We start from the raw sequence: 18,787 nt of genomic DNA on the forward strand, positions 1-18,787 counted from the left end.
AGTGTCGGCGCTAGGCGGCAAGGTCGCGTCTAGGGCCGGGAAGGGAATCATCGCCACCCGGAAGACAAACGCCACCAACGCCACGAGGCGCCGAGCATTTGGTTCTGGATGGAGACGTTCATTTAGCGGTTCGGTATGAGTACGCGGTAGTGAATTCGTGCTTGGGTTGCGACGCGCTTCAGGCTGGGACTTTAGCGGCGTTCTGGTTCTGATTCCAGAGCGCGACCCACTGGGCGGCGTCAACAAGCGTGTCAACTATACCATCGACATCCAACTCGCGCACGTCACGTCCTTCGTTGTAGCCGTACGGCACCACCAGCACCTGCGTGCCCGCGCTACGGCCCGCCTGCGCGTCGTTGATCGAATCGCCGATCGTCACGGCCTCGTTCACGCCCACGCCCATCAGGTCGCACGCATGGTGGATCTGGTCGGGGTCGGGCTTGCGGCGCTCGCAGGTGTCGCCGCACACCACGGCCTCGAAAAAGCCCGCCAGCCCCGTGCGCTGCAGCAGCGGCAGGGTGAATTCCGTGGGCTTGTTGGTGACCACGGCCAGCTTCAGGCCCTGATCGCGCATCAGTTTCAACCCGTCGATGACGCCCGGGTAGACCTGCGCCCGCTCGCCGTTGACCAGGTGGTAATGGCGGTAGAAGGCCTCGCGGGCGCGCTGGAATTCGTCGGGCGCCGGGTCGGCGGCATCAAGCGAACCGGCCAGGCTGCGCCGCACCAGGTTGTCCACGCCCTTGCCTACGAACGTGGCCACCACGTCCTCGCGCAGCGCGATCATGCCAAGTTCGACGCGCATGGCGTTGGCGGCGAAGGCAAGATCGGGAATGGAGTCGAGCAGGGTGCCGTCCAGGTCCAGCAGCGCGGCGCGAAAAGCGGTCATGTCGATTTCCTTAGACGGCGGTGGTTTCGCCGATGGCGATCTGCTCGCGCATGGCCTTGATGATGCCGGCGTAATCCGGCTTGCCGAAGATGGCCGAGCCCGCCACGAAGGTGTCGGCGCCCGCGGCGCGGATCTCGGCGATGTTGTCGATCTTGACGCCGCCGTCCACCTGCAGAACGATCTCCTGGCCGCCGGCCTGCATCCAGGCGTCAATGCGGGCGCGGGCCTCGCGCAGCTTGGTCAGCGCCGCCGGAATGAAGCTCTGGCCGCCGAAGCCCGGGTTCACCGACATGATCAGGACCAAGTCGATCTTGTCCATCACGTAGTCCATGTAGGACAGCGGCGTGGCCGGGTTGAAGACCAGGCCCGCCTTGCAGCCGCTTTCGCGGATCAGCGACAGCGTGCGGTCCACGTGGGCGCTCGCGTCGGGGTGAAAGCTGATGTAGTCGGCGCCGGCCTTGGCAAATTGCGGCACCAGCGCGTCCACCGGTTCGACCATGAGGTGCACGTCGATCGGCACCTGGACATGGGGGCGGATGGCCGCACAGACCATCGGGCCGATGGTCAGGTTGGGGACATAGTGGTTGTCCATCACGTCCACGTGGATCCAGTCGGCGCCGGCGGCGACGACGTTGCGGACTTCTTCGCCCAGCCGGGCGAAGTCAGCCGACAGGATGCTGGGAGTAATGCGGGTGCAGGCCGTTTGCTTGGACATGATGTTCGGGGTCGGGGAGGGCATAATGTGCCATTATTGCAGTTTGAGGCGCCGCAGCGGGTATGCCCCGTTCCGGCGCGTCTGAAATTCCGTCTTTCAAGCGTGGGCGCCGACGTTGCGCCGCCCGCGTGCAGCCACACAGGGAAGGACTGTGAAACCTTACGACCTGAGCGTCTCTGTCTCTCCGCGCTTCGTGCCCGAACAGTCCGACCCCGGCGAACAGCAATTCGTGTTTGCCTACACCGTCCGCATCACCAATACCGGCGAACACCCCGCGCAGGTGATCAGCCGCCACTGGATCATCACCGACGGCAACCAGCGCGTGCAGGAAGTGCGCGGCCTGGGCATCGTGGGGCAGCAGCCCCTCCTGGCCCCGGGCGAGACCTTCGAGTACACCAGCGGCTGTCCCCTGCCCACGCCGGTGGGCACGATGCGCGGCATCTACCACTGCGTCGGCGAGAACGGCATCCCGTTCGAAGTGCCGATCTCCGAATTCGTCCTGGCCATGCCGCGCACCTTGCACTGAGCATGGCCCGGCCATCCGTTGCACGTCTTTCCATTAGCTCATGAAGCGCATTCTTAGCCTGTCCGTGCTGTCGGTCCTTCTGGCGGCATGTTCCACCCCTTCGGATATCCCCCCTGAATCCGGCCAGCCCGCCACCCCCGGCGCGCGCGTTCCGGCGGTGACCGACGGTCCGCTCGTGGTGCCGCCGCTGGCCTCGCTGCCCGATTCCCCGCCGCGCGCGCTGGCCGGCAAGCTCAAACCGGCCAACTGGTCCGAGCTGCCCGGCTGGAGCGCCGACGACCTGAACCAGTTCTGGCCCCTTTTCCTGCGCAACTGCAAGGGCCTGATGCGGCCCACCAGCGGCAACCTGGCCGCGCCCGCGCGCGCCACGCCGCGCGCCTGGCAGCCGGTTTGCGCCGCTGCCATCGATCCGGCCCGCGCGCCCGCTGCGGGCGATGGCGAAGGCGTGCGCCGCTTTCTGCAGACCTACCTGCAACCCTGGCGCCTGAACGCCGCCGACGGCAAGCCCGCCACGAACACGGTGACGGGTTACTACGAGCCGCTGGTGCGCGGCTCGCGCCGTCAGGGCGGCGTCTACCAGTGGCCGCTGTACGCGGTGCCCGCCGACCTGCTGACGATCGACCTGGGGTCGGTCTATCCGGACCTGGCCGGCAAGCGCGTGCGCGGCAAGCTCGACGGCAAGCGCGTCGTGCCCTACGACACCCGCGCCGCCATCGAATCGTCTTCCGGCCGCCGCCCACCGGTGGTGGTGTGGGTCGACGACCCCGTGGACAACTTCTTCCTGCAGGTCCAGGGCTCCGGCCGCGTGCAGCTGACGGACGGCCCGGATGCCGGCAAGACCATCCGCGTCGCCTACGCCGACCACAATGGCCAGCCCTACGTGTCCATCGGCCGCTGGCTGATCGAACGCGGCGAACTGACCGCCGACCAGGCGTCGATGCAGAACATCCGGGCGTGGGCGCAGCGCAATCCCAAGCGCGTGCCTGAAATGCTTAACGCCAACCCGGCGGTGGTGTTCTTCCGCGAAGAGGCGGTGATCGATCCCGAGCAAGGCCCCAAGGGCGCGTACGCCATTCCGCTGGCGCCGCGGCGCTCGGTGGCGGTGGACGCCACCTTCGTGCCGCTGGGCACGCCGCTCTTTCTGTCCACCACCTATCCGGCCTCCGACCGGCCCCTGCAGCGCCTGGTGTTCGCCCAGGACACGGGCACGGCCATCCGGGGCGCGGCGCGCGCCGACTTCTACTGGGGTTACGGCGAAGAAGCCGGGCAGCAGGCCGGCCGCATGAAGCAACGCGGCCAGATGTGGCTGCTGTGGCCCAAACAGGCCGGGGAGCCTTCCGCACGATGAGCCATCAGATCGTAGTTTGCGGGGCCGGCATCGTCGGCCTGTCCACCGCCCTGGCGCTGGCCCGCCGCGGCCAGCGCGTGGCCGTGCTGGCGCCGCGCGCCGCCGTGCCGCCGGCCGATCCCAACCACTATCACCCGCGCGTCTACGCCATCTCGCCTGCCAGCCAGCGTTTTCTGGCCGACATCGGCGTGTGGGACGCCATGCCCGCGTCCCGCCTGATGCCCGTGCAGGCCATGGAGATCCACGGCGACGCGGACGGCCAGGTGAACCTGAACGCCTGGCAGGCGGCGCTGCCGCAACTGGCCTGGATCGTCGAATCCGGCGAAATCGAGCGCGTCCTGATCCAGGCCGTGCGCATGTTCGGCATCGCCTGGCTGGAAGACCGCTGCACCGGCTACCAGGATGGCGCGGTCCAGACTGAGAGCGGCGCACGCATTCAGGCCGAGCTCTTCGTCGGCGCCGACGGCGCGGCCTCGCCGCTGCGCGAGGCGGCCGGGCTGAAGCACGAAGCCCAGTCCTACAACGACACCGGACTCGTTGTGCATCTGGACGCCGAACTGCCGCACCAGGGCACCGCGTTCCAATGGTTTCGCGACGACGGCGTGCTGGCCCTGCTGCCGCTGCCCGATACCGCGGACGGTCCGCAGGTTTCCATGGTCTGGTCCATGCGCAGCGAATTGGCGCAGCAATTGCTGGAACTGCCCCAGGAAGCGCAAACCGCCCGCCTGGAAGCCTTGCTGGCCGAGGCCGCCGAAGGGCGGCTCGGCCGCCTGAAGGTCCGCAGCAAGCTGCACGGTTTTCCGCTGACGCTGGAGCGCGCCCAGATGGTCGCGCCCGGCATCGCACTGGCCGGAGACGCGGCGCACCGCCTGCACCCGCTGGCGGGGCAGGGCCTGAACCTGGGGCTGGGCGACGTCGAGGCGCTGGCCCGCATCGTCGCCGGACGTGAACCCTACCGCCAGGCCGGCGACCTGCGCGTGCTGCACCGCTACCAGCGGGCGCGCGCCGAGCCGGTACTGGCCATGCGGCTGACCACGGACGGGTTGCACAAGCTCTTCGGATCGAAGGCGACGCCGCTTGTCTGGCTGCGCAACGCCGGCATGCATTGGGTCGAGCGCGCGCCGCTGATCAAGCGCCGCCTGATCGCGGGGGCGTCCGCCAACTAGGCCGGCCAGGCCCGGCGGCGGCGCCGGGCGGAACCTGCGGCGGCCGGCGGCCGTCTGATAGGGATACGCACACCCGCCGCCTGCCGCGGCTGTCCCTCCCGGATCGGTTACGCTTTCCGGCAAGACACACGACTGACAAGACCAGGAGTACCGATGAAATTCCGCATTCCCGCCACGTTGGCGGCCTGTTTCCTCGCCGCGGGCATCGGTTTGTCCGCCACGGCCCAAGCGCAGGGCGCCAAGTCCGTTTCCACGCAGTCCGTGGGTCAGGCGGCCAAAGGCGAGAAAAGTGTCTCCACCACCGAACTCGATCCGCAGTCGGCCGCCGTCAAGGAGCGCTTTCAGCAGCGTTTCTCGGGCATGAATGTCACGACCGTGCGCCGCACGCCCTATGGCCTGTTCGAAGTGCAGCTCGGCATGGACCTGATCTACACCGACGAAGGCGTCACCTGGGTCATGGAAGGACCGCTGATCGACGCCGCCACGCGCCGCGACGTCACCCGCGAATCGCAGGAAAAGCTCAGCGCCGTCACCTTCGACCAACTGCCGCTGGATCTGGCGATCAAGCAGGTCAAGGGCGATGGCTCGCGCAAGGTCGCGATCTTTGAAGATCCCAACTGCGGTTACTGCAAGCAGCTGCGCAAGACGCTCGAAGACGTGGACAACCTGACCGTCTACACCTTCCTCTATCCCATCCTGTCGCCCGACTCCAAGGTCAAGGTGCGCAACGTCTGGTGCGCCAAGGACCAGGGCAAGACCTGGGACGACTGGATGCTGCGCGGCAAGACGCCGGCCACCGCCAACTGCGACGTGCCCGAAGACAAGCTGCTGGCGCTTGGCCAGCAACTGATGGTGCGCGGCACGCCGACGCTGTTCTTCGCCGACGGCTCGCGCATCAGCGGCGCGCTGCCGCTGGACCAGCTCAAGGCCCGTTTGAACTGACCGGCGCGCGTCGCGCCGGCCCGGGAAAGGGGGGCGCGGCAAGCGCCATCCCTCCCGGAGACAAGACTTGAAAATCGCAATTCTCGACGATTACCACGACGTAGCCCGGCGCTATGCGGATTGGACCTCGCTGGGCGGCGACGCCGAGGTGCAGATCTTCAACAACTTCATCCCCGACGACCAGGTCGAAACCGCGCTCGCGCCCTTCGACGTGATCGTCGCCATGCGCGAACGCACGCCGTTCCCCGCCGAGCGCATTCGCGCGCTGTCCAAGCTTCGGCTTCTGGTCACCACCGGCATGCGCAACAACGCCATCGACATGCAGGCCTGCGCCGAGCAGGGCATCGTCGTGTCCGGCGCGCCCGGCAGCGCCGATGCCAACACCGCCACCGCGGAACTCGCGTGGGCGCACATCCTGGGTCTCTTCAAGCACCTTCCCGCCGAAGACGCCGCCATGCGCCGCGGCATGTGGCAGACCGGCATGCCCGAGCCGCTGGCCGGCAAGCGCCTGGGCGTGGTGGGCCTGGGCAAGCTGGGCGCCGCAGTCGCCAAGGTGGGACTGGCCTTTGGCATGGACGTCGTGGCCTGGAGCCCCAACCTGACCGATGAGCGCGCCCAGGCCGCCGGCGTCACGCGCGTGGACAAGCACGCGCTCTTTTCCACGTCCGACGTGGTCAGCCTGCACCTGATCCTGTCCGAGCGCAGCCGACACATCGTGGACGCCACCGCGCTGGCCGCCATGAAGCCCACCGCGTACCTCGTGAACACGTCGCGCGCGGGTCTTGTCGACCAGGAAGCGCTGATGGACGCCCTGGTGAAATTCCGCATCGCCGGCGCGGGCCTGGACGTCTTTCCCGAGGAGCCCCTGTCGCCCACTGACTCCGTGCGCGACCTGGACAACGTGATCCTCACGCCGCACCTGGGCTATGTCAGCCGCGAAAACTTCGAGGCGTTCTACCAGAACTGCCTGCAAGCCGTGAAGGCATGGGCGGCGGGCGCGCCGATCCGCGTGCTGAACGCCTGATTCTGCAGCGCAAGCGCAAGGCTGCAAAAAAAAGGGGCTGCAATCGCAGCCCCTTGTTTGTTTGTCCTGCGCCGCATCACCCGCGCGAGAACATCACCTTCTTTTCGATGATCGCGCCCGGCTCCAACGCCGTCGGCGTATCGCCGCACGCTTCGTCCGCGTCTTCCGTGGGGTCGACCGTATCGAACGCCGTGTCGCCGTTGGCGTCCGGCACGCCCGTGGGCTTCAAGCCCACGAAGTCGAACAGGTCCCGGTCCATCAGGTGCGAGGGCACGACGCGCGACAGCGCGTTGAACACGTTCCACGACCGGCCCGGGTGCTGCTTGTCCCATTCCTTGATCATGCGGCCCACTTCCTTGCGCTTCAGGTTCTCTTGGGAACCGCAAAGATTGCACGGAATGATCGGGAATTGCTTGAGCTCGGCGTAGGCGATCAGGTCGGACTCGACCACGTAGGCCAGCGGGCGGATCACCGTGTGGCGGCCGTCGTCGGACACCAGCTTGGGCGGCATGCCCTTGGCCTTGCCGCCGTAGAACAGGTTCAGGAAGAACGTGGCCAGGATGTCGTCGCGGTGATGGCCCAGCGCGATCTTGGTGGCGCCCAATTCCGAGGCGACGCGGTACAGGATGCCGCGGCGCAACCGCGAACAGAGCGAGCACATCGTCTTGCCCTCTTCCAGCACGCGCGTGACGATGGAATACGTATCCTGCGTCTCGATGTGGAAGGGAACGCCCAGTTCCTTCAGGTACTGCGGCAGGATGTGATCGGGAAAGCCCGGCTGCTTCTGGTCCAGGTTCACGGCGATCAGTTCAAACTTGAACGGCGCGCGCTTCTGGAGCTGCAGCAGGATGTCCAGCATGGCATAGGAGTCCTTGCCGCCGGACAGGCAGACCATCACGCGGTCGCCTTCCTCGATCATGTTGTAGTCGGACAGGGCGCGCGTGGTCTCGCGCGCCAGCCGCTTGGTCAGCTTGTTGCCTTCGTGCCGGGCTTTTTCATCGGCGGGCGTGCGAAATTGCACGCCGGGGGGAGCGATATCGTTCATGTCAGCGGTTGATCTGGATTTCCACGCCCACCGCCGCGCAGTCGGAGAAGGCCATGGGCTTGCTGATGCGCAGGCGCAGCGCGCGGATTTCCTGGAAGTCGGCAAGCAGGCGCGCCGCGACCTGTTCGGACAGGGTTTCGATCAGGTTCACGTGCGCCTGCGTGCATTCCTCGACGATGGCCTCGCGCAGCCGGCGGTAGTCCAGCACGCTGTGAATGTCGTGGTCGTCCACCGAGCGCTGGATGTCGACGTCGAATTCGGCATCGACGTGCAGGGGCTGGGTGGCGCGGCGCTCGTGCTCGAGGATGCCGATGCGGGCGTCGAGCGCAAGCCCGGAAAGAATGATGCGGCGAGTGGGCATGATGAAAACCTGGGTGGAATAGCCCGAATTGTAAGGCGACGGCGGATGGGGTGACGCGCTGGCTACAATCCGGCCATGTCCGGGCGCCCGCGAGGCGCCGGCGCAGTCAATAAGGGGTGAAATGCAACAGATGCACGATTCGGTCATTGTAGGCGGCGGCCCGGCCGGCGCCTCCTGCGCCCTCTGGCTGGCCCGCCTGGGCCTGTCGCCGCTGCTGGTCGAGGCCAGCGCCCGCCTGGGCGGCCTGGGCAATGACAACCCGTTTGCCGACGACTGGATCGCGGTCCTGCCCGGCGTCACCGGCCAGCAGGTCGCGGCCAATATCGACGCCAGCGTGCGCGCCGCCAATGTGCCCCTACGGCTGGAAACCCGCGTCGCCGGCGTGCGGCCGTGCAAGGGCGGCATCGAGGCCACGCTCTCTGGTCCCGACGGCGAGCAGACCCTGGCCCGTGCCCGCACCCTGGTCATCGCCTCGGGCGTGCGCGCCAAGGGCCTGCCCGGCCATCCGCCGGGCGCGTCCTGGCCGGGCGTGCTGATCGGCCCCGGCTCACCCATCGTGGCGCAGGACTATTCGGGTTTGTCGGTCGCCGTGCTGGGCGGGGGCGACAACGCCTTTGAAAACTTCGTCTACGTGCGCAACCGCGGCGCGCGAACGGTTCATCTGTATGCCCGCAGCGTGCGCGCCCAGCAGCAGTGGGTCACGCGCGCCGGGTCCGAAGGCGTGCACATCGGGCCCTACCAGGTCGATCCCGCCGCGCGCAGCGTGGACGGCCGCCAGTACGACCTGATCCTGGTCTTCTACGGCTGGGAACCGCAGGCCGCGTTTGCCGACACGCTGCACCTGGCGCGCGACGAGCGCGGCTACATCCGCACCGACTTCGCCACCGCCGAGACCAGCGTGCCGGACATCTACGCCATTGGCGAAGTCGCGCACCGCATGCACCCGTGCGTGGTGACCTCGATGGCCGACGGCGTGGTGGCCGCCAAGGCCATCCAGCGGCGCTGGGAGCGCGCGGGGGCGTGAACGGGCCGCGGGCCACGATGCGCTCTTCAGCCCAGGCGAACCCACACCTCCGGATTCCAGAATAGGCATTTGACCGCGCCGCGCCCGGCGGCACCATCGACATCTCGGCGCGCCGCATCGCCGACAAGCTGTCGGCCAGGCTGGGGCAGGGTCATCGTGGAGAATCGGGCCGGCGCCGCGATGGACCTGACCGTCGGCGCCAAGCAGGTGCACGCCATGAAGGCGGGCGTCAGCGAATCCTTCCTGCGCACCGTCACCGGCGCGCCGCTGCACTTCACGCAAGCGCCGTGCACGATCGTCCTGGACGGTGAGGGCGTGCCGCGCTACGCGTAAACGTCGAGCGCCCGGCAAAGAAGCTACGTTTCACAACCCTGGCCGTCGGATCGGCCGCTGCGCTGTGCCTGGACGTGACCGCCGTCGCCCAACCTATTAGCGCTGTCGGCGTTCGTCACGTGCTGTCGCTCAGGATACTGCGGCAGATAAATCGGATCGTTTCAAGCATCTGCTAACACCAGATCAATTCGGTTCACTAATAAGACTCCTTTGATTTACACGCAGTATCGACAGCTTCTAAAAGCGGTAGTGCCGCTTGGCACCAAGGACAACCCGTGCGCGCTTTAAAAACTACGACGTCTGTGCGTGGCAGCGCATCGTTGCGTCATTACCTCCCGCCGCGAGCTACACATGAGCATCAGCAAGACCCTGACCCAGGCCCGGCGCCAGGCGGCGCCCAATCCCACCGGCACGTGCAGCGCGTGTGAACGTACCGGCTTACCGATCCTGCCGCTACGGCTTGCAGTCATGCCGCTCACAGACGGACTCAAGCAACATGGCGCACTGAGTCACGAATCCATTCAGACCGCATTGCGTGTATTGCGGCAGGGGTATGTCTATGTGCTGCTGGACAAAGAAATCTGGCATGCCTATCAGGTCACCCCGGAAGGCTATCTGCGCCAGTTCAGATGAGCTTTATAGCGAAGACATTGAAGTGCTCAAGAACCGCGGCGCGGTAATACAGACAAAAGCGCTTGTTTATAGGGCGATCCTACCTGGCTTCGATACCGTACGATCCCGCTACCGCTTCACCCTCACTACCGAGCGCTTTGGCCTCGCACAAGATGGCAAACGAAGTCCTACTCTGTCTTCGCACGTCATGGCATCTGGGCAAGTTAACGATACCGCCCACGGCGTGCAAACTTCGGACTTCAATCATCCCGACTACACGCTGGTCGGCGAGACGAAACCAACATCGGAACGGCCGATTCTCAGCGGCCGATACTGGCTGGATCCGATCAACACGATTAAATCGGCAACATTTGCTGTGGCATTCTGGCCGGATAAGGACGACAGCACCGGCTTCGCAGCTATCGAGATCACGGAGGAAATTTGATGGCGAGACCACAGCTAAGTCCCCCGTGCGCCGGATGGCAGTGTGATCTGCCGGGCCCCAATGACCCTCTCATTGAGCCCCCTCTGCTGCTATGGCGAGCTCCGACGCGCTTCCAATTGAACACCGACGCTGCGAACACCTCCAACTTCTGGGCGTATGTGTGCGCCTATATGCAGAACGGCATCAACGGCCTCGACCCCGATCGTGCCGAACCTCGCGATGCCAATGACGTCGCTCCCTACAACATCGCCTTGCGCCTGGCCCCAAAGGTTCAGTGGCCGGCGGATATGGATCTTGAATCACGAACGGCACCATGAAGCCGGTTGAGGCCGAAGACTGGATTCGCTTTCCAGAAGGGACCGTTCGCCACCCAGCTACTGCAGCTCCACAGCCCCGGTACATTCGATTGGCGGACGCCCACTTCTGCCGGTGTCTGACACCCTAGGGAGACGCACTTGGCATGACGGGAATCTCACCAGGGTGTCAAACACCTAGGGCAGGCGCAGCCACACGCGAAGCGTCATCGCTACGACGCAAGACGCCGCGTAAGTCCACGAAGGCCGCCCGCGCGGCCGAACGGGGACGGGCACCGCAAGACGCTTCTCTCCCAAACGACTGCGTGCAAGAACCTCAAGAACCCGACTCCCCCCGCCGCCCGTAAAGATTCAACCGCAGAGCCCGGTGTGGCGTGGGCCTGGGGTGGGCGGGGCGTTTAGATGCGCCCGGCGGAAACCGAAGGGAGCCGAAGGCGTACGAGATTCTATGGTCTCGGTCAAGTAATTGACGGTCGCAATTTCTCTGGATCAAAGGGTTGGCCTGTTCGCCATACCCCGTATGCGATCCGCAAGAGTTTGCGGGCAATTATGACCAAGGCGGCAGTCGAGGCCAGCCCTCGAGCCCTGAGCATGGCGTAGTAATCCTTGAATTGTGCCGTGCGCGCCGCTGAGCTAGCCGCGTTGTAGAGCAATGTCCTCGCCGCCTTATCGCCCTGCTTGCTTAGTCGGCGGCGACCGACTTTTCTTCCGGATTCGTGCGGCCTCGGATCCAGGCCACAGAAGGCGACCGCCGCATCGCTGCTGGCAAAGTCGATCCGGCTGAACAAGCTCGTCAGGGCAACGCCGGTTATCGGTCCTATGCCGCATATGCCGGTGAGCAGACCGTATGTCTTGGCCCAGTCACTCTGGGCCTTAATCTTGGCAATCATTTCCCGTTCGAGCTGATCTGACCACGCCGTCAAACTTGCGAGAGCCTTCTTCTGATGGCTGCTTACGCAACCATGTCGCTGAGCCGACAATCGCAAGGATGTGCCCACTCGGACCACCGTCGATCTCAACGCCTGAAGTGCTCTGACTTCCTGCAATTCTGGAGATATCGGTTCGTAACGATGCAGTTTTTTGTGATGCTGCGCGATGTATTGCGCGATGACGGCGGCATCCAGTCGATCTGTCTTGCCGCGGTTCCCCAAAGAGATGGCGTAATGATGGACGTGGGTCGGATTAAGGACATAAACCTCAAATCCACGCTCATGCGCCGTACGAGCCAGGAGCTCTTGATAGCCTCCTGAGGCTTCCATGGCGATCACACTAGGGGCCGGCAGACGCTTTAACCAGCCCACGATGCTGGAGCGATTGTTAGGCAAGACGCCCGTCACGATCTCTCCGTCAGACGCGGCTACTTGAAGCTCAAACTTGCCGACATCGACCCCAATAAAAACGACTGAAGTTTGCATGACAGCTCTCCCTGCGATACGTTAAGTCCGCTGGGGTAGCCACGCCTCGGGCGTTACCTTGCGATCAATCGGCGGTCTCGGCCGCTAGATTCCTTATCGACGCGTGAGGCGGGGTGGGATGCTCTCGTCCTGGCAGTCCGGGTGCAACCGGCTGATGGTTGACAACGTCCCTTACCCCAGCGCCTTTCTTCTTCGAAAGACGCATCCACACCATACAAGGTTGAGCACGGGGAAGTCCGGAGCGAAGGCTCCGGACCGCAATCGGAGCCCCGCCCGCCCCAGGCCCACGCCGCGCCGGGCGCCTTAAGAACCATGCCGGACGAACCATGCCGGACGCCTTAAGAACTCAATCCATCAGGCCGGTACCACCACCCCTAAACCAACACACACTCCGTAGCCTCAGGCCCACTCAACTTCACCCGAAATTCCCGCAGCTCATCCCGCCGAAACACATGCACGGTCACCCGATCCCCAACCCGGTACTGCGCCAGCAGCAGATCCAACCCCGACGGCGCATCCACCCGTAGTCCATCGATAGCCACCAGCACATCACCCGCCGACAAGCCTCCCTTGTGCCCCGCCCCGCCTTCAAGAACCGTCGCCAGCGTCAGCGAGTCGCCTTGCTTGCGCGTGCGCACATCCAATGACGGAATATTGGCCGACGTCTTCCATTGCAGCTTCACGCCGTGTGTTTCAAGCAATGAAGCCAGCGGCACATCCGCCGTCCCGTACGCATGCCGAGCGATGAAGCGCCGCGTGTCCACCCCCGTCGCTTCCTCGATCAGCGCCGGCAGTCCGTCTTCCGGCAAACCGTGCGGCTTGCCTCGATAGAAGTCCCGGCCATAGCGATCCCACAGCAACCGCATCACGTCGTCCAGCGAATGCGCGCCCGACGATTCCTCGCGGATCAGCAGATCCAGCCCAAGCGCCACCAGCGCGCCCTTCGTGTAATAGCTCACCAGCGCATTCGGCGAATTCTCATCCTGCTTGTAATAGCGCGTCCACGCATCGAAAGAGCTCTCTGCCACCGACTGCTTGTGGCGGCCCGGCGTGCGGGCCACGCTGGTGATCGTCTTGGCCAGCAGGCGCAGGTAGTCCGCGCGCGTGATCGCGCCCGAGCGCAGCAGCAGCAGATCGTCGTAGTAGGAGGTAAAGCCCTCGAACACCCACAGCAGGCGCGTCAGGTCCGGTTGCGACAGATCGTACGGCGCGAAGACATCCGGCTTGATGCGCTTGACGTTCCAGGTGTGGAAATACTCGTGGCTCACCAGCCCCAGGAATCCCCGGTAGCCTTCGCCCTGGCCTTGTTGGCCCAGCACCGGCAGGTCCTTGCGCGCCGTCATCAGCGCCGTGCTGGCGCGATGCTCCAGGCCGCCGTAGCCGTCGCCCGTCACCATCGTCATGAAGACATAGCGGTCCGCGCTGTCCAGGAACGGCGCGCGCTTCGTGCGGGGTTCGAAGAAAGCGATCTGCGTCTCGCAGATCTTCTTCACGTCGTCCGTGATGCGCGCCAGATCCAGATTCGGCGCCACCCCCGTGAACACCAGTTCGTGTTCCGCGCCATGCGCCACAAAGCGCGACACCTGCGGCGTACCCATCTCGACCGGGTGATCGATCAGCGCGTCATAGTCCGGCGCCAGGTATAGCCCGAAACCGTGACGGCGCGCCGCGCCCTTGTGGCCCGCGGCTTCGGGCAGGCTCGTGTAGACCTTCCAGCCGTCGATGCCGCGCGGCGGCGCCAGGTCCACCAGGCAGGGCTCGTGGTCCTGGCCGTGCACGCGCAGGAACACGCTGGTGCCATTGAAGAAACCGTGCGTCTCGTCCAGATGCGCGCCGCGCACCGACAGGTCCCAGGCGTAGACCGTGTACTCGACCTGCAACGGGCCCTCGCACGGCGCGGCCTGCCAGGTGTGGTTGTCGATCTTGTCGACAGTCACGCGACGCGTGCCGGCGCGGGCCGACACGGTTTCGATCTGGCGCGAGAAGTCGCGGATCAGGTAGCTGCCCGGGATCCAGGCGGGCAGCGACAGGCGCTGCCCGGCGGGCGAGGGCGATGCGATCGTAAGGGTTATCCGGTAGCGGTGGCCGGCGGGATCGTGCGGCGCAAGGCGGTAAAGTATGGGAGGTACGTCATCATTTTTTTTCATGCTCATATCTTATTACCGGAGACATTCATGAGCGAGTCGTTTGTACTGGTCGAAACCCGGGGCCGAGTCGGCCTGCTGACGCTGAATCGTCCCAAGGCGCTCAACGCGCTGAACGATCAGCTCATGGACGAACTGGGCGCCGCGCTGCTGGCATTCGAGGCCGATCCCGACGTCGGCTGCGTCGTCATCACCGGTAGCGAAAAGGCCTTCGCGGCGGGGGCTGACATCGGCGCCATGAAAGACTGGTCGTACATGGACGTGTACGGCAGCGAATACATCACGCGCAACTGGGAAACGCTCAAGCGCATCCGCAAGCCCGTGATCGCCGCCGTGGCCGGCTACGCGCTGGGCGGCGGCTGCGAGCTTGCCATGATGTGCGACATCATCATCGCGGCCGACACGGCCAAGTTCGGCCAGCCCGAAATCAAGCTGGGCGTGATCCCCGGCGCGGGCGGCACGCAGCGTCTGCCGCGCGCCGTCGGCAAGGCCAAGGCCATGGACCTGGCGCTGACTGCCCGCATGATGGGCGCCGAGGAAGCCGAGCGCGCCGGCCTCGTGTCGCGCGTGGTTGCCGCGGACAAGCTGCTTGAAGAAGCCATGGACGCGGCCACCGTCATCGCCTCCATGTCGCTGCCGTCGGTCATGATGGCCAAGGAATGCGTCAACCGCGCCTTCGAAGGTTCGCTCAACGAAGGGCTGCTGTTTGAACGCCGCGTGTTCCATTCGCTCTTTGCCACCGAAGACCAGAAGGAAGGCATGGCCGCGTTCACCGAAAAGCGCAAACCCGACTTCAAACACCGTTAATCCTTGTTACGGCTGTGCCTGCGTGAATCGCGGGCCACGCATTGCCAGGCGCGCCCTATGAAGGCGCGCTTTTTCATGGCCATCTGCGCGCAAAGTGCAGGTTTCGCCTTGAAACGTCTGGCTAGCACCTTGTTGCAGACTTCGGCCCTATCCTGAATGAGCGTCATCCCGAGGTGCCGCGCCAGAGCGGTTTGCTTTCACTGGCAAATCCTGCGCGGCGGCTCGATTGCAAACAAAATCAAGAAGGAGCCTTGCATGCGTAAACCCATCGCTACCCGCCGGCTGACCACGGCTGCGCTCGCCGGCGCGCTCAGCGTCTGCTTCATCAATGTCGCCCAGGCTCAATCGCCGCAATCCACGCTGCGCCTGGTCTCCGAGACGCCGTACGCCGCCCCGCAGGCCGCCCCGCGGATGAGCGAGGCGGAATTGCGCGATACGGCCATCGATGCCTACGTCTACGCGTATCCCATGGTGCTCATGGAACTGGCGCGCCGCCAGGCCACGGCGGTGCAAAGCCCGCTGGACGGCAAGGCGCCGATGAACCAGTTCGGCCACAAGGCCGCCTTCCCGGATCCGCGCGCGGCCGACACGCCCTGGCCCAGCGCCGACGCGCTGTACTCCAGCCTGTGGTTTGACGTCTCGCGCGCGCCGCTCATCATCAATCTGCCCGACACCGGCGGCCGCTACACCGTGCTGTCGGCGCTGGACATGTGGAGCGACGTCTTTGCCTCGCGCGGCACGCGCACCAATGGCAACGGCGCGCAGTCCTTCGCCATCGTCGGTCCGAACTGGAACGGCACCGTGCCGGCCGGCGTCGACGTGATCCGCAGCCCGACCGCGATGGGCTGGCTGATCGGCTGGACACAGGCGGGCGGTCCGCAGGACTACGCCGCGGTCAATCAGATCCAGTCCGGCATGACCGCGCGTCCGCTGCTGGTCCCCGTGACGCCCGCCACCGCGCCGCGCGGCCGCAACGCCGGCAACGCGTACCCGCAGACCGGCTCGGGCATCGGCACCGCGCCCATCGGCAGCAACCTGCCCATGCCGGCCCCCGCTGTCACGGTGCCCGACGGCACCCCGGCCGAGCAGGTCGCGGGCATGGATGCCGCCTCGTACTTTGCCGTGTTCTTCGACGCGCTGCGCAACAACCCGCCGCATGCCAACGACACGCCCATGCTGGACCGCATGCGCCGCATCGGCCTGGATGACCGCCAGCCGTTCTCGTATGGCCGCCTGAGCCCGGCAGTGCAGCAGGCGCTGACCGACGCGCAACCCCTGGCCGGCCGCCGCATCGCCGACAACGTCTCGCGCCTGGCCACCCCGATCAACGGCTGGAACACGGTGCTGACGGGCATCGGCACCTACGGCACCGACTACACGCGCCGTGCGGCCATCGCCTATGCCGGTCTGGGCGCGCCCACGCCGGAAGACGTGCTGTACCCGGTGACCGTGTCCGATTCCAAGGGCCGTCCGCTGGATTCCAGCGAAGACTACGTCCTGCATTTCGACAAGGGCCAGCTGCCGCCGGCCCAGCTCTGGTCGCTGCACGTCTACAACAGCAAGTACGGCTTTGCCGAGAATCCGGCCAACCGCTACGTGATCCGCAGCACCGACGGCCTGAAGTACAACGCCGACGGTTCGCTGGACATCTACGTGCAGCGCCGCGATCCGGGCGAATCCAAGCGCGCCAACTGGGTGAGCACACCTGCCGCCGACGGTCCGTTCGTCCTCAGCATGCGCCTGTACTCGCCGCAGAACACCGCCCTGGACGGGCAGTGGGCGCCGCCGCCGGTCAAGGAAGACTAAGCTCGGGCAAGCGCGAATCTGCTGAACGCATCGCTGCCGACGCGCATCTGCCAGAACGCACAAGGCGCGCGGTCTCCGACAAGGGGCCGCGCGCCTTTTCTTGCAGAGGCGGGACCGGCGGCCACGGCCCGGCAGAGCGCTCGCTCGTCCCCAATTTTTCCGCCGCAAGCAGGCGTTGTTGCCACCTTACAAACGGCCGAAAGTTCATTTGCTAGGGTGCAAAAAACCAAGCTATACTCTGCGGGTTTGACGCTTGCGGGATAAGAAACATGCGCTTCATAAAGCGCGTCGGTTCCCACAGGGCCAGGTTAAGCGGGGAAGTTTGATGCGGCAGAACTCCATGCAGCAACAGCAGGGTTTAGGGCAGGGTCCTGGACAAGGTCCGGGGGCTGAAAGCCTAAGACCCGAAGGTCTGAGACCCCACGGTCTGAGGTCCAGTCAGGATCAGGATTCGATCGATCCGGACGCGGTGGAAGTTCTGGTGCTCAGTGACGCGGATCGCGCGGCGCTGAACGCTCAAGCCAGCCGTGGGCTCTTGTTGGCATTGGCGGCGCAAGGCGCCATGGGGCTCGCAGCAGCAGTAATAGCGGGGGTTGTAGGAGGGGCGGCGGCAGGTTGGTCGGCGCTGGCGGGGGCAGGAGCGTATTTCATACCCAATGCGTTGTTCGCATTGCGCCTGGCTGTCAGCGTTCGGGCCGGCAAGGCCAGTCCCTTTACCTTTCTCTCTGGTGAGTTGATCAAGTTGTTCGCAACGGCATTGCTGTTGTGGCTGCTTTCGCGTGTGACGCATGACTGGCTTGTGTGGCCTGCCGCGTTGCTCGGCCTGATACTCACCCTGAAAGGCTATCTCCTGCTTCTGATGTTCCGCAGGCTGTCTTAGCGCCGAGTAAGTTGCGGCAAACGAAATCGTGGAATCGTCCGGTTCGCAAGGACCGGGCATACAGCAAATAGGATAGGTTCAAATGGCTGCTGCCAGCGACGTGTCGCCTCAATCCGCGTATATTCAGCATCACTTGGTGCATCTGAACAATACCGGTGAGAAACAGAGCGCTATTGCTCAGTTCGACATCATCAATTACGACTCGTTGTTCTGGTCCGGCCTGATGGGCCTGATCGTCATTTTCTTCCTGTGGCGCGCTGCCCGCCGTGCGACCAGCGGTGTTCCTTCCCGCTTCCAGGCCTTCGTGGAAATGATCGTCGACATGGTCGACGACCAGGCCAAGGGCATCGTCCACAACGCCAAGAGCCGTCTTTTCATCGCCCCGCTGGCCCTGACCGTGTTCCTCTGGATCATCCTGATGAACGCGCTGGACCTGCTGCCCGTCGACCTGCTGCCCTCGATCTGGCGCCTGACCGGCCTGGGTGCTGAGCACGGCGATCCCCTCTATTACCACCGCATCCTCCCGACCGCCGACCTGAACGTGCCGATGGGCATGTCGCTGGGCGTGCTGCTCCTGATGTTCTACTACGGCATCAAGATCAAGAAGCCGGGCGGTTTCGTCAAAGAACTGTTCACCGCGCCGTTCCATGCGCATGGCCTGGGCGCCATCGTGCTGGCCCCGTTCAACCTGCTGCTGAACCTGATCGAATACGCCGCCAAGTCCGTATCGCTGGGCATGCGGTTGTTCGGCAACATGTTCGCCGGCGAACTGATCTTCATGCTGATCGCCCTCCTGGGCGGCGCCTGGACCGGCTTCAACGGCGCCAGCATCGGCTTGGGCATCGGCCACATCCTGGCCGGCTCGATCTGGGCAATCTTCCACATCCTGATCGTTCTGCTCCAGGCCTTCATCTTCATGATGCTTACGCTGGTGTATCTCGGCCAGGCTCACGAAGGCCACTGATCCCCCGAATTTCCGGCGTCGGCCACCCGG

20 protein-coding genes are annotated in these 18,787 nt (G+C 65.1%); 14 read left to right on the plus strand and 6 right to left on the minus strand.

What is annotated here, in order from left to right; genetic code table 11:
* Nucleotides 1–178: 178 nt before the first annotated feature.
* Nucleotides 179–886 carry a phosphoglycolate phosphatase gene (locus tag QEP15_RS01670; protein ID WP_063956000.1) on the minus strand — a complete coding sequence of 236 codons (708 nt, stop codon included), beginning with the start codon at nucleotides 884–886 and terminating at the stop codon, nucleotides 179–181.
* 10 nt (nucleotides 887–896) lie between these two features.
* Entirely contained in the window at nucleotides 897–1,625 is a 729-nt protein-coding gene (gene rpe / locus QEP15_RS01675) for a ribulose-phosphate 3-epimerase (protein ID WP_056319268.1), read from the minus strand.
* 127 nt (nucleotides 1,626–1,752) lie between these two features.
* Here rpe and apaG point away from each other — a divergent pair, with 127 nt between their 5' ends.
* The 5 genes from apaG (at nucleotide 1,753) to QEP15_RS01700 (ending at nucleotide 6,607) form a co-directional block, all read left to right on the plus strand.
* Nucleotides 1,753–2,127: a Co2+/Mg2+ efflux protein ApaG gene (gene apaG, locus QEP15_RS01680; RefSeq protein WP_056319266.1), complete on the plus strand. Its 375-nt coding sequence runs from the start codon at nucleotides 1,753–1,755 to the stop codon at nucleotides 2,125–2,127.
* A gap of 40 nt (nucleotides 2,128–2,167) precedes the next feature.
* Nucleotides 2,168–3,475, plus strand: coding sequence for a murein transglycosylase A (gene mltA / locus QEP15_RS01685; protein ID WP_063955998.1), 1,308 nt, complete (start codon nucleotides 2,168–2,170; stop codon nucleotides 3,473–3,475).
* Nucleotides 3,472–4,641, plus strand: coding sequence for a UbiH/UbiF family hydroxylase (locus QEP15_RS01690; RefSeq protein WP_280148364.1), 1,170 nt, complete (start codon nucleotides 3,472–3,474; stop codon nucleotides 4,639–4,641). The genes mltA and QEP15_RS01690 overlap by 4 nt, the downstream gene beginning before the upstream one ends.
* Before the next feature lie 153 nt (nucleotides 4,642–4,794).
* Entirely contained in the window at nucleotides 4,795–5,583 is a 789-nt protein-coding gene (locus QEP15_RS01695; RefSeq protein WP_056319260.1) for a DsbC family protein, read from the plus strand.
* Between the two features lie 67 nt (nucleotides 5,584–5,650).
* On the plus strand, nucleotides 5,651–6,607 hold the full coding sequence (locus tag QEP15_RS01700; RefSeq protein ID WP_217618093.1) for a D-2-hydroxyacid dehydrogenase family protein: 957 nt from the start codon (nucleotides 5,651–5,653) through the stop codon (nucleotides 6,605–6,607).
* Between the two features lie 76 nt (nucleotides 6,608–6,683).
* On the opposite strand, the gene ttcA is transcribed toward QEP15_RS01700, so the two are convergent.
* The gene (ttcA, locus tag QEP15_RS01705; RefSeq protein WP_128827104.1) at nucleotides 6,684–7,652 is read right to left on the minus strand and encodes a tRNA 2-thiocytidine(32) synthetase TtcA; all 969 of its coding nucleotides are present in this window, start codon (nucleotides 7,650–7,652) and stop codon (nucleotides 6,684–6,686) included.
* A gap of 1 nt (nucleotide 7,653) precedes the next feature.
* Nucleotides 7,654–8,013: a dihydroneopterin aldolase gene (gene folB, locus QEP15_RS01710; protein WP_056565007.1), complete on the minus strand. Its 360-nt coding sequence runs from the start codon at nucleotides 8,011–8,013 to the stop codon at nucleotides 7,654–7,656.
* A 121-nt stretch (nucleotides 8,014–8,134) separates the two neighbouring features.
* Between folB and QEP15_RS01715 the strand changes: the two genes are divergently transcribed.
* The 5 genes from QEP15_RS01715 (at nucleotide 8,135) to QEP15_RS01735 (ending at nucleotide 10,744) form a co-directional block, all read left to right on the plus strand.
* Complete coding sequence (locus tag QEP15_RS01715; RefSeq protein ID WP_152383232.1) at nucleotides 8,135–9,037, plus strand: NAD(P)/FAD-dependent oxidoreductase; 903 nt, start codon at nucleotides 8,135–8,137, stop codon at nucleotides 9,035–9,037.
* Between the two features lie 180 nt (nucleotides 9,038–9,217).
* Nucleotides 9,218–9,370, plus strand: a complete 153-nt coding sequence (locus QEP15_RS01720; RefSeq protein WP_175156449.1) for a hypothetical protein — start codon at nucleotides 9,218–9,220, stop codon at nucleotides 9,368–9,370.
* 351 nt (nucleotides 9,371–9,721) lie between these two features.
* Complete coding sequence (locus QEP15_RS01725; protein WP_152383233.1) at nucleotides 9,722–10,003, plus strand: toxin VasX; 282 nt, start codon at nucleotides 9,722–9,724, stop codon at nucleotides 10,001–10,003.
* A gap of 22 nt (nucleotides 10,004–10,025) precedes the next feature.
* Complete coding sequence (locus QEP15_RS01730) at nucleotides 10,026–10,427, plus strand: hypothetical protein (RefSeq protein WP_175156450.1); 402 nt, start codon at nucleotides 10,026–10,028, stop codon at nucleotides 10,425–10,427.
* A 116-nt stretch (nucleotides 10,428–10,543) separates the two neighbouring features.
* Complete coding sequence (locus QEP15_RS01735; RefSeq protein ID WP_280148365.1) at nucleotides 10,544–10,744, plus strand: DUF6708 domain-containing protein; 201 nt, start codon at nucleotides 10,544–10,546, stop codon at nucleotides 10,742–10,744.
* A gap of 455 nt (nucleotides 10,745–11,199) precedes the next feature.
* On the opposite strand, the gene QEP15_RS01740 is transcribed toward QEP15_RS01735, so the two are convergent.
* Nucleotides 11,200–12,156 carry an IS110 family RNA-guided transposase gene (locus QEP15_RS01740; RefSeq protein ID WP_280148205.1) on the minus strand — a complete coding sequence of 319 codons (957 nt, stop codon included), beginning with the start codon at nucleotides 12,154–12,156 and terminating at the stop codon, nucleotides 11,200–11,202.
* Between the two features lie 374 nt (nucleotides 12,157–12,530).
* Entirely contained in the window at nucleotides 12,531–14,303 is a 1,773-nt protein-coding gene (locus tag QEP15_RS01745) for a M61 family metallopeptidase (RefSeq protein WP_280148366.1), read from the minus strand.
* A gap of 27 nt (nucleotides 14,304–14,330) precedes the next feature.
* On the opposite strand from QEP15_RS01745, the gene QEP15_RS01750 reads away from it, so the two are divergent.
* From QEP15_RS01750 to atpB, 4 genes are all read left to right on the plus strand, one after another.
* Nucleotides 14,331–15,107, plus strand: coding sequence for an enoyl-CoA hydratase (locus tag QEP15_RS01750; RefSeq protein ID WP_056327615.1), 777 nt, complete (start codon nucleotides 14,331–14,333; stop codon nucleotides 15,105–15,107).
* A 255-nt stretch (nucleotides 15,108–15,362) separates the two neighbouring features.
* A complete protein-coding gene (locus QEP15_RS01755) occupies nucleotides 15,363–16,913 on the plus strand; it encodes a DUF1254 domain-containing protein (RefSeq protein WP_175156453.1) in 1,551 nt (516 codons plus the stop codon).
* A 469-nt stretch (nucleotides 16,914–17,382) separates the two neighbouring features.
* Entirely contained in the window at nucleotides 17,383–17,793 is a 411-nt protein-coding gene (locus QEP15_RS01760; protein ID WP_366869505.1) for an ATP synthase subunit I, read from the plus strand.
* A gap of 82 nt (nucleotides 17,794–17,875) precedes the next feature.
* The gene (gene atpB / locus QEP15_RS01765) at nucleotides 17,876–18,757 is read left to right on the plus strand and encodes a F0F1 ATP synthase subunit A (RefSeq protein WP_056327613.1); all 882 of its coding nucleotides are present in this window, start codon (nucleotides 17,876–17,878) and stop codon (nucleotides 18,755–18,757) included.
* Nucleotides 18,758–18,787: the final 30 nt, after the last annotated feature.

The organism is Achromobacter mucicolens, assembly GCF_029866465.1.
GTDB classification, from domain to species: Bacteria; Pseudomonadota; Gammaproteobacteria; order Burkholderiales; family Burkholderiaceae_B; genus Achromobacter; species Achromobacter mucicolens.

Coding starts and splice junctions, on each gene's coding strand:
- QEP15_RS01720 (WP_175156449.1), top strand. CDS start 9,218: ATGGACCTGACCGTCGGCGCCAAGCAGGTGCACGCCATGAAGGCGGGC.
- QEP15_RS01695 (WP_056319260.1), top strand. CDS start 4,795: ATGAAATTCCGCATTCCCGCCACGTTGGCGGCCTGTTTCCTCGCCGCG.
- QEP15_RS01690 (WP_280148364.1), top strand. CDS start 3,472: ATGAGCCATCAGATCGTAGTTTGCGGGGCCGGCATCGTCGGCCTGTCC.
- QEP15_RS01715 (WP_152383232.1), top strand. CDS start 8,135: ATGCAACAGATGCACGATTCGGTCATTGTAGGCGGCGGCCCGGCCGGC.
- QEP15_RS01740 (WP_280148205.1), bottom strand. CDS start 12,156: ATGCAAACTTCAGTCGTTTTTATTGGGGTCGATGTCGGCAAGTTTGAG.
- ttcA (WP_128827104.1), bottom strand. CDS start 7,652: ATGAACGATATCGCTCCCCCCGGCGTGCAATTTCGCACGCCCGCCGAT.
- QEP15_RS01745 (WP_280148366.1), bottom strand. CDS start 14,303: ATGAAAAAAAATGATGACGTACCTCCCATACTTTACCGCCTTGCGCCG.
- QEP15_RS01755 (WP_175156453.1), top strand. CDS start 15,363: ATGCGTAAACCCATCGCTACCCGCCGGCTGACCACGGCTGCGCTCGCC.
- QEP15_RS01670 (WP_063956000.1), bottom strand. CDS start 886: ATGACCGCTTTTCGCGCCGCGCTGCTGGACCTGGACGGCACCCTGCTC.
- QEP15_RS01725 (WP_152383233.1), top strand. CDS start 9,722: ATGAGCATCAGCAAGACCCTGACCCAGGCCCGGCGCCAGGCGGCGCCC.
- mltA (WP_063955998.1), top strand. CDS start 2,168: ATGAAGCGCATTCTTAGCCTGTCCGTGCTGTCGGTCCTTCTGGCGGCA.
- folB (WP_056565007.1), bottom strand. CDS start 8,013: ATGCCCACTCGCCGCATCATTCTTTCCGGGCTTGCGCTCGACGCCCGC.
- atpB (WP_056327613.1), top strand. CDS start 17,876: ATGGCTGCTGCCAGCGACGTGTCGCCTCAATCCGCGTATATTCAGCAT.
- QEP15_RS01750 (WP_056327615.1), top strand. CDS start 14,331: ATGAGCGAGTCGTTTGTACTGGTCGAAACCCGGGGCCGAGTCGGCCTG.
- rpe (WP_056319268.1), bottom strand. CDS start 1,625: ATGCCCTCCCCGACCCCGAACATCATGTCCAAGCAAACGGCCTGCACC.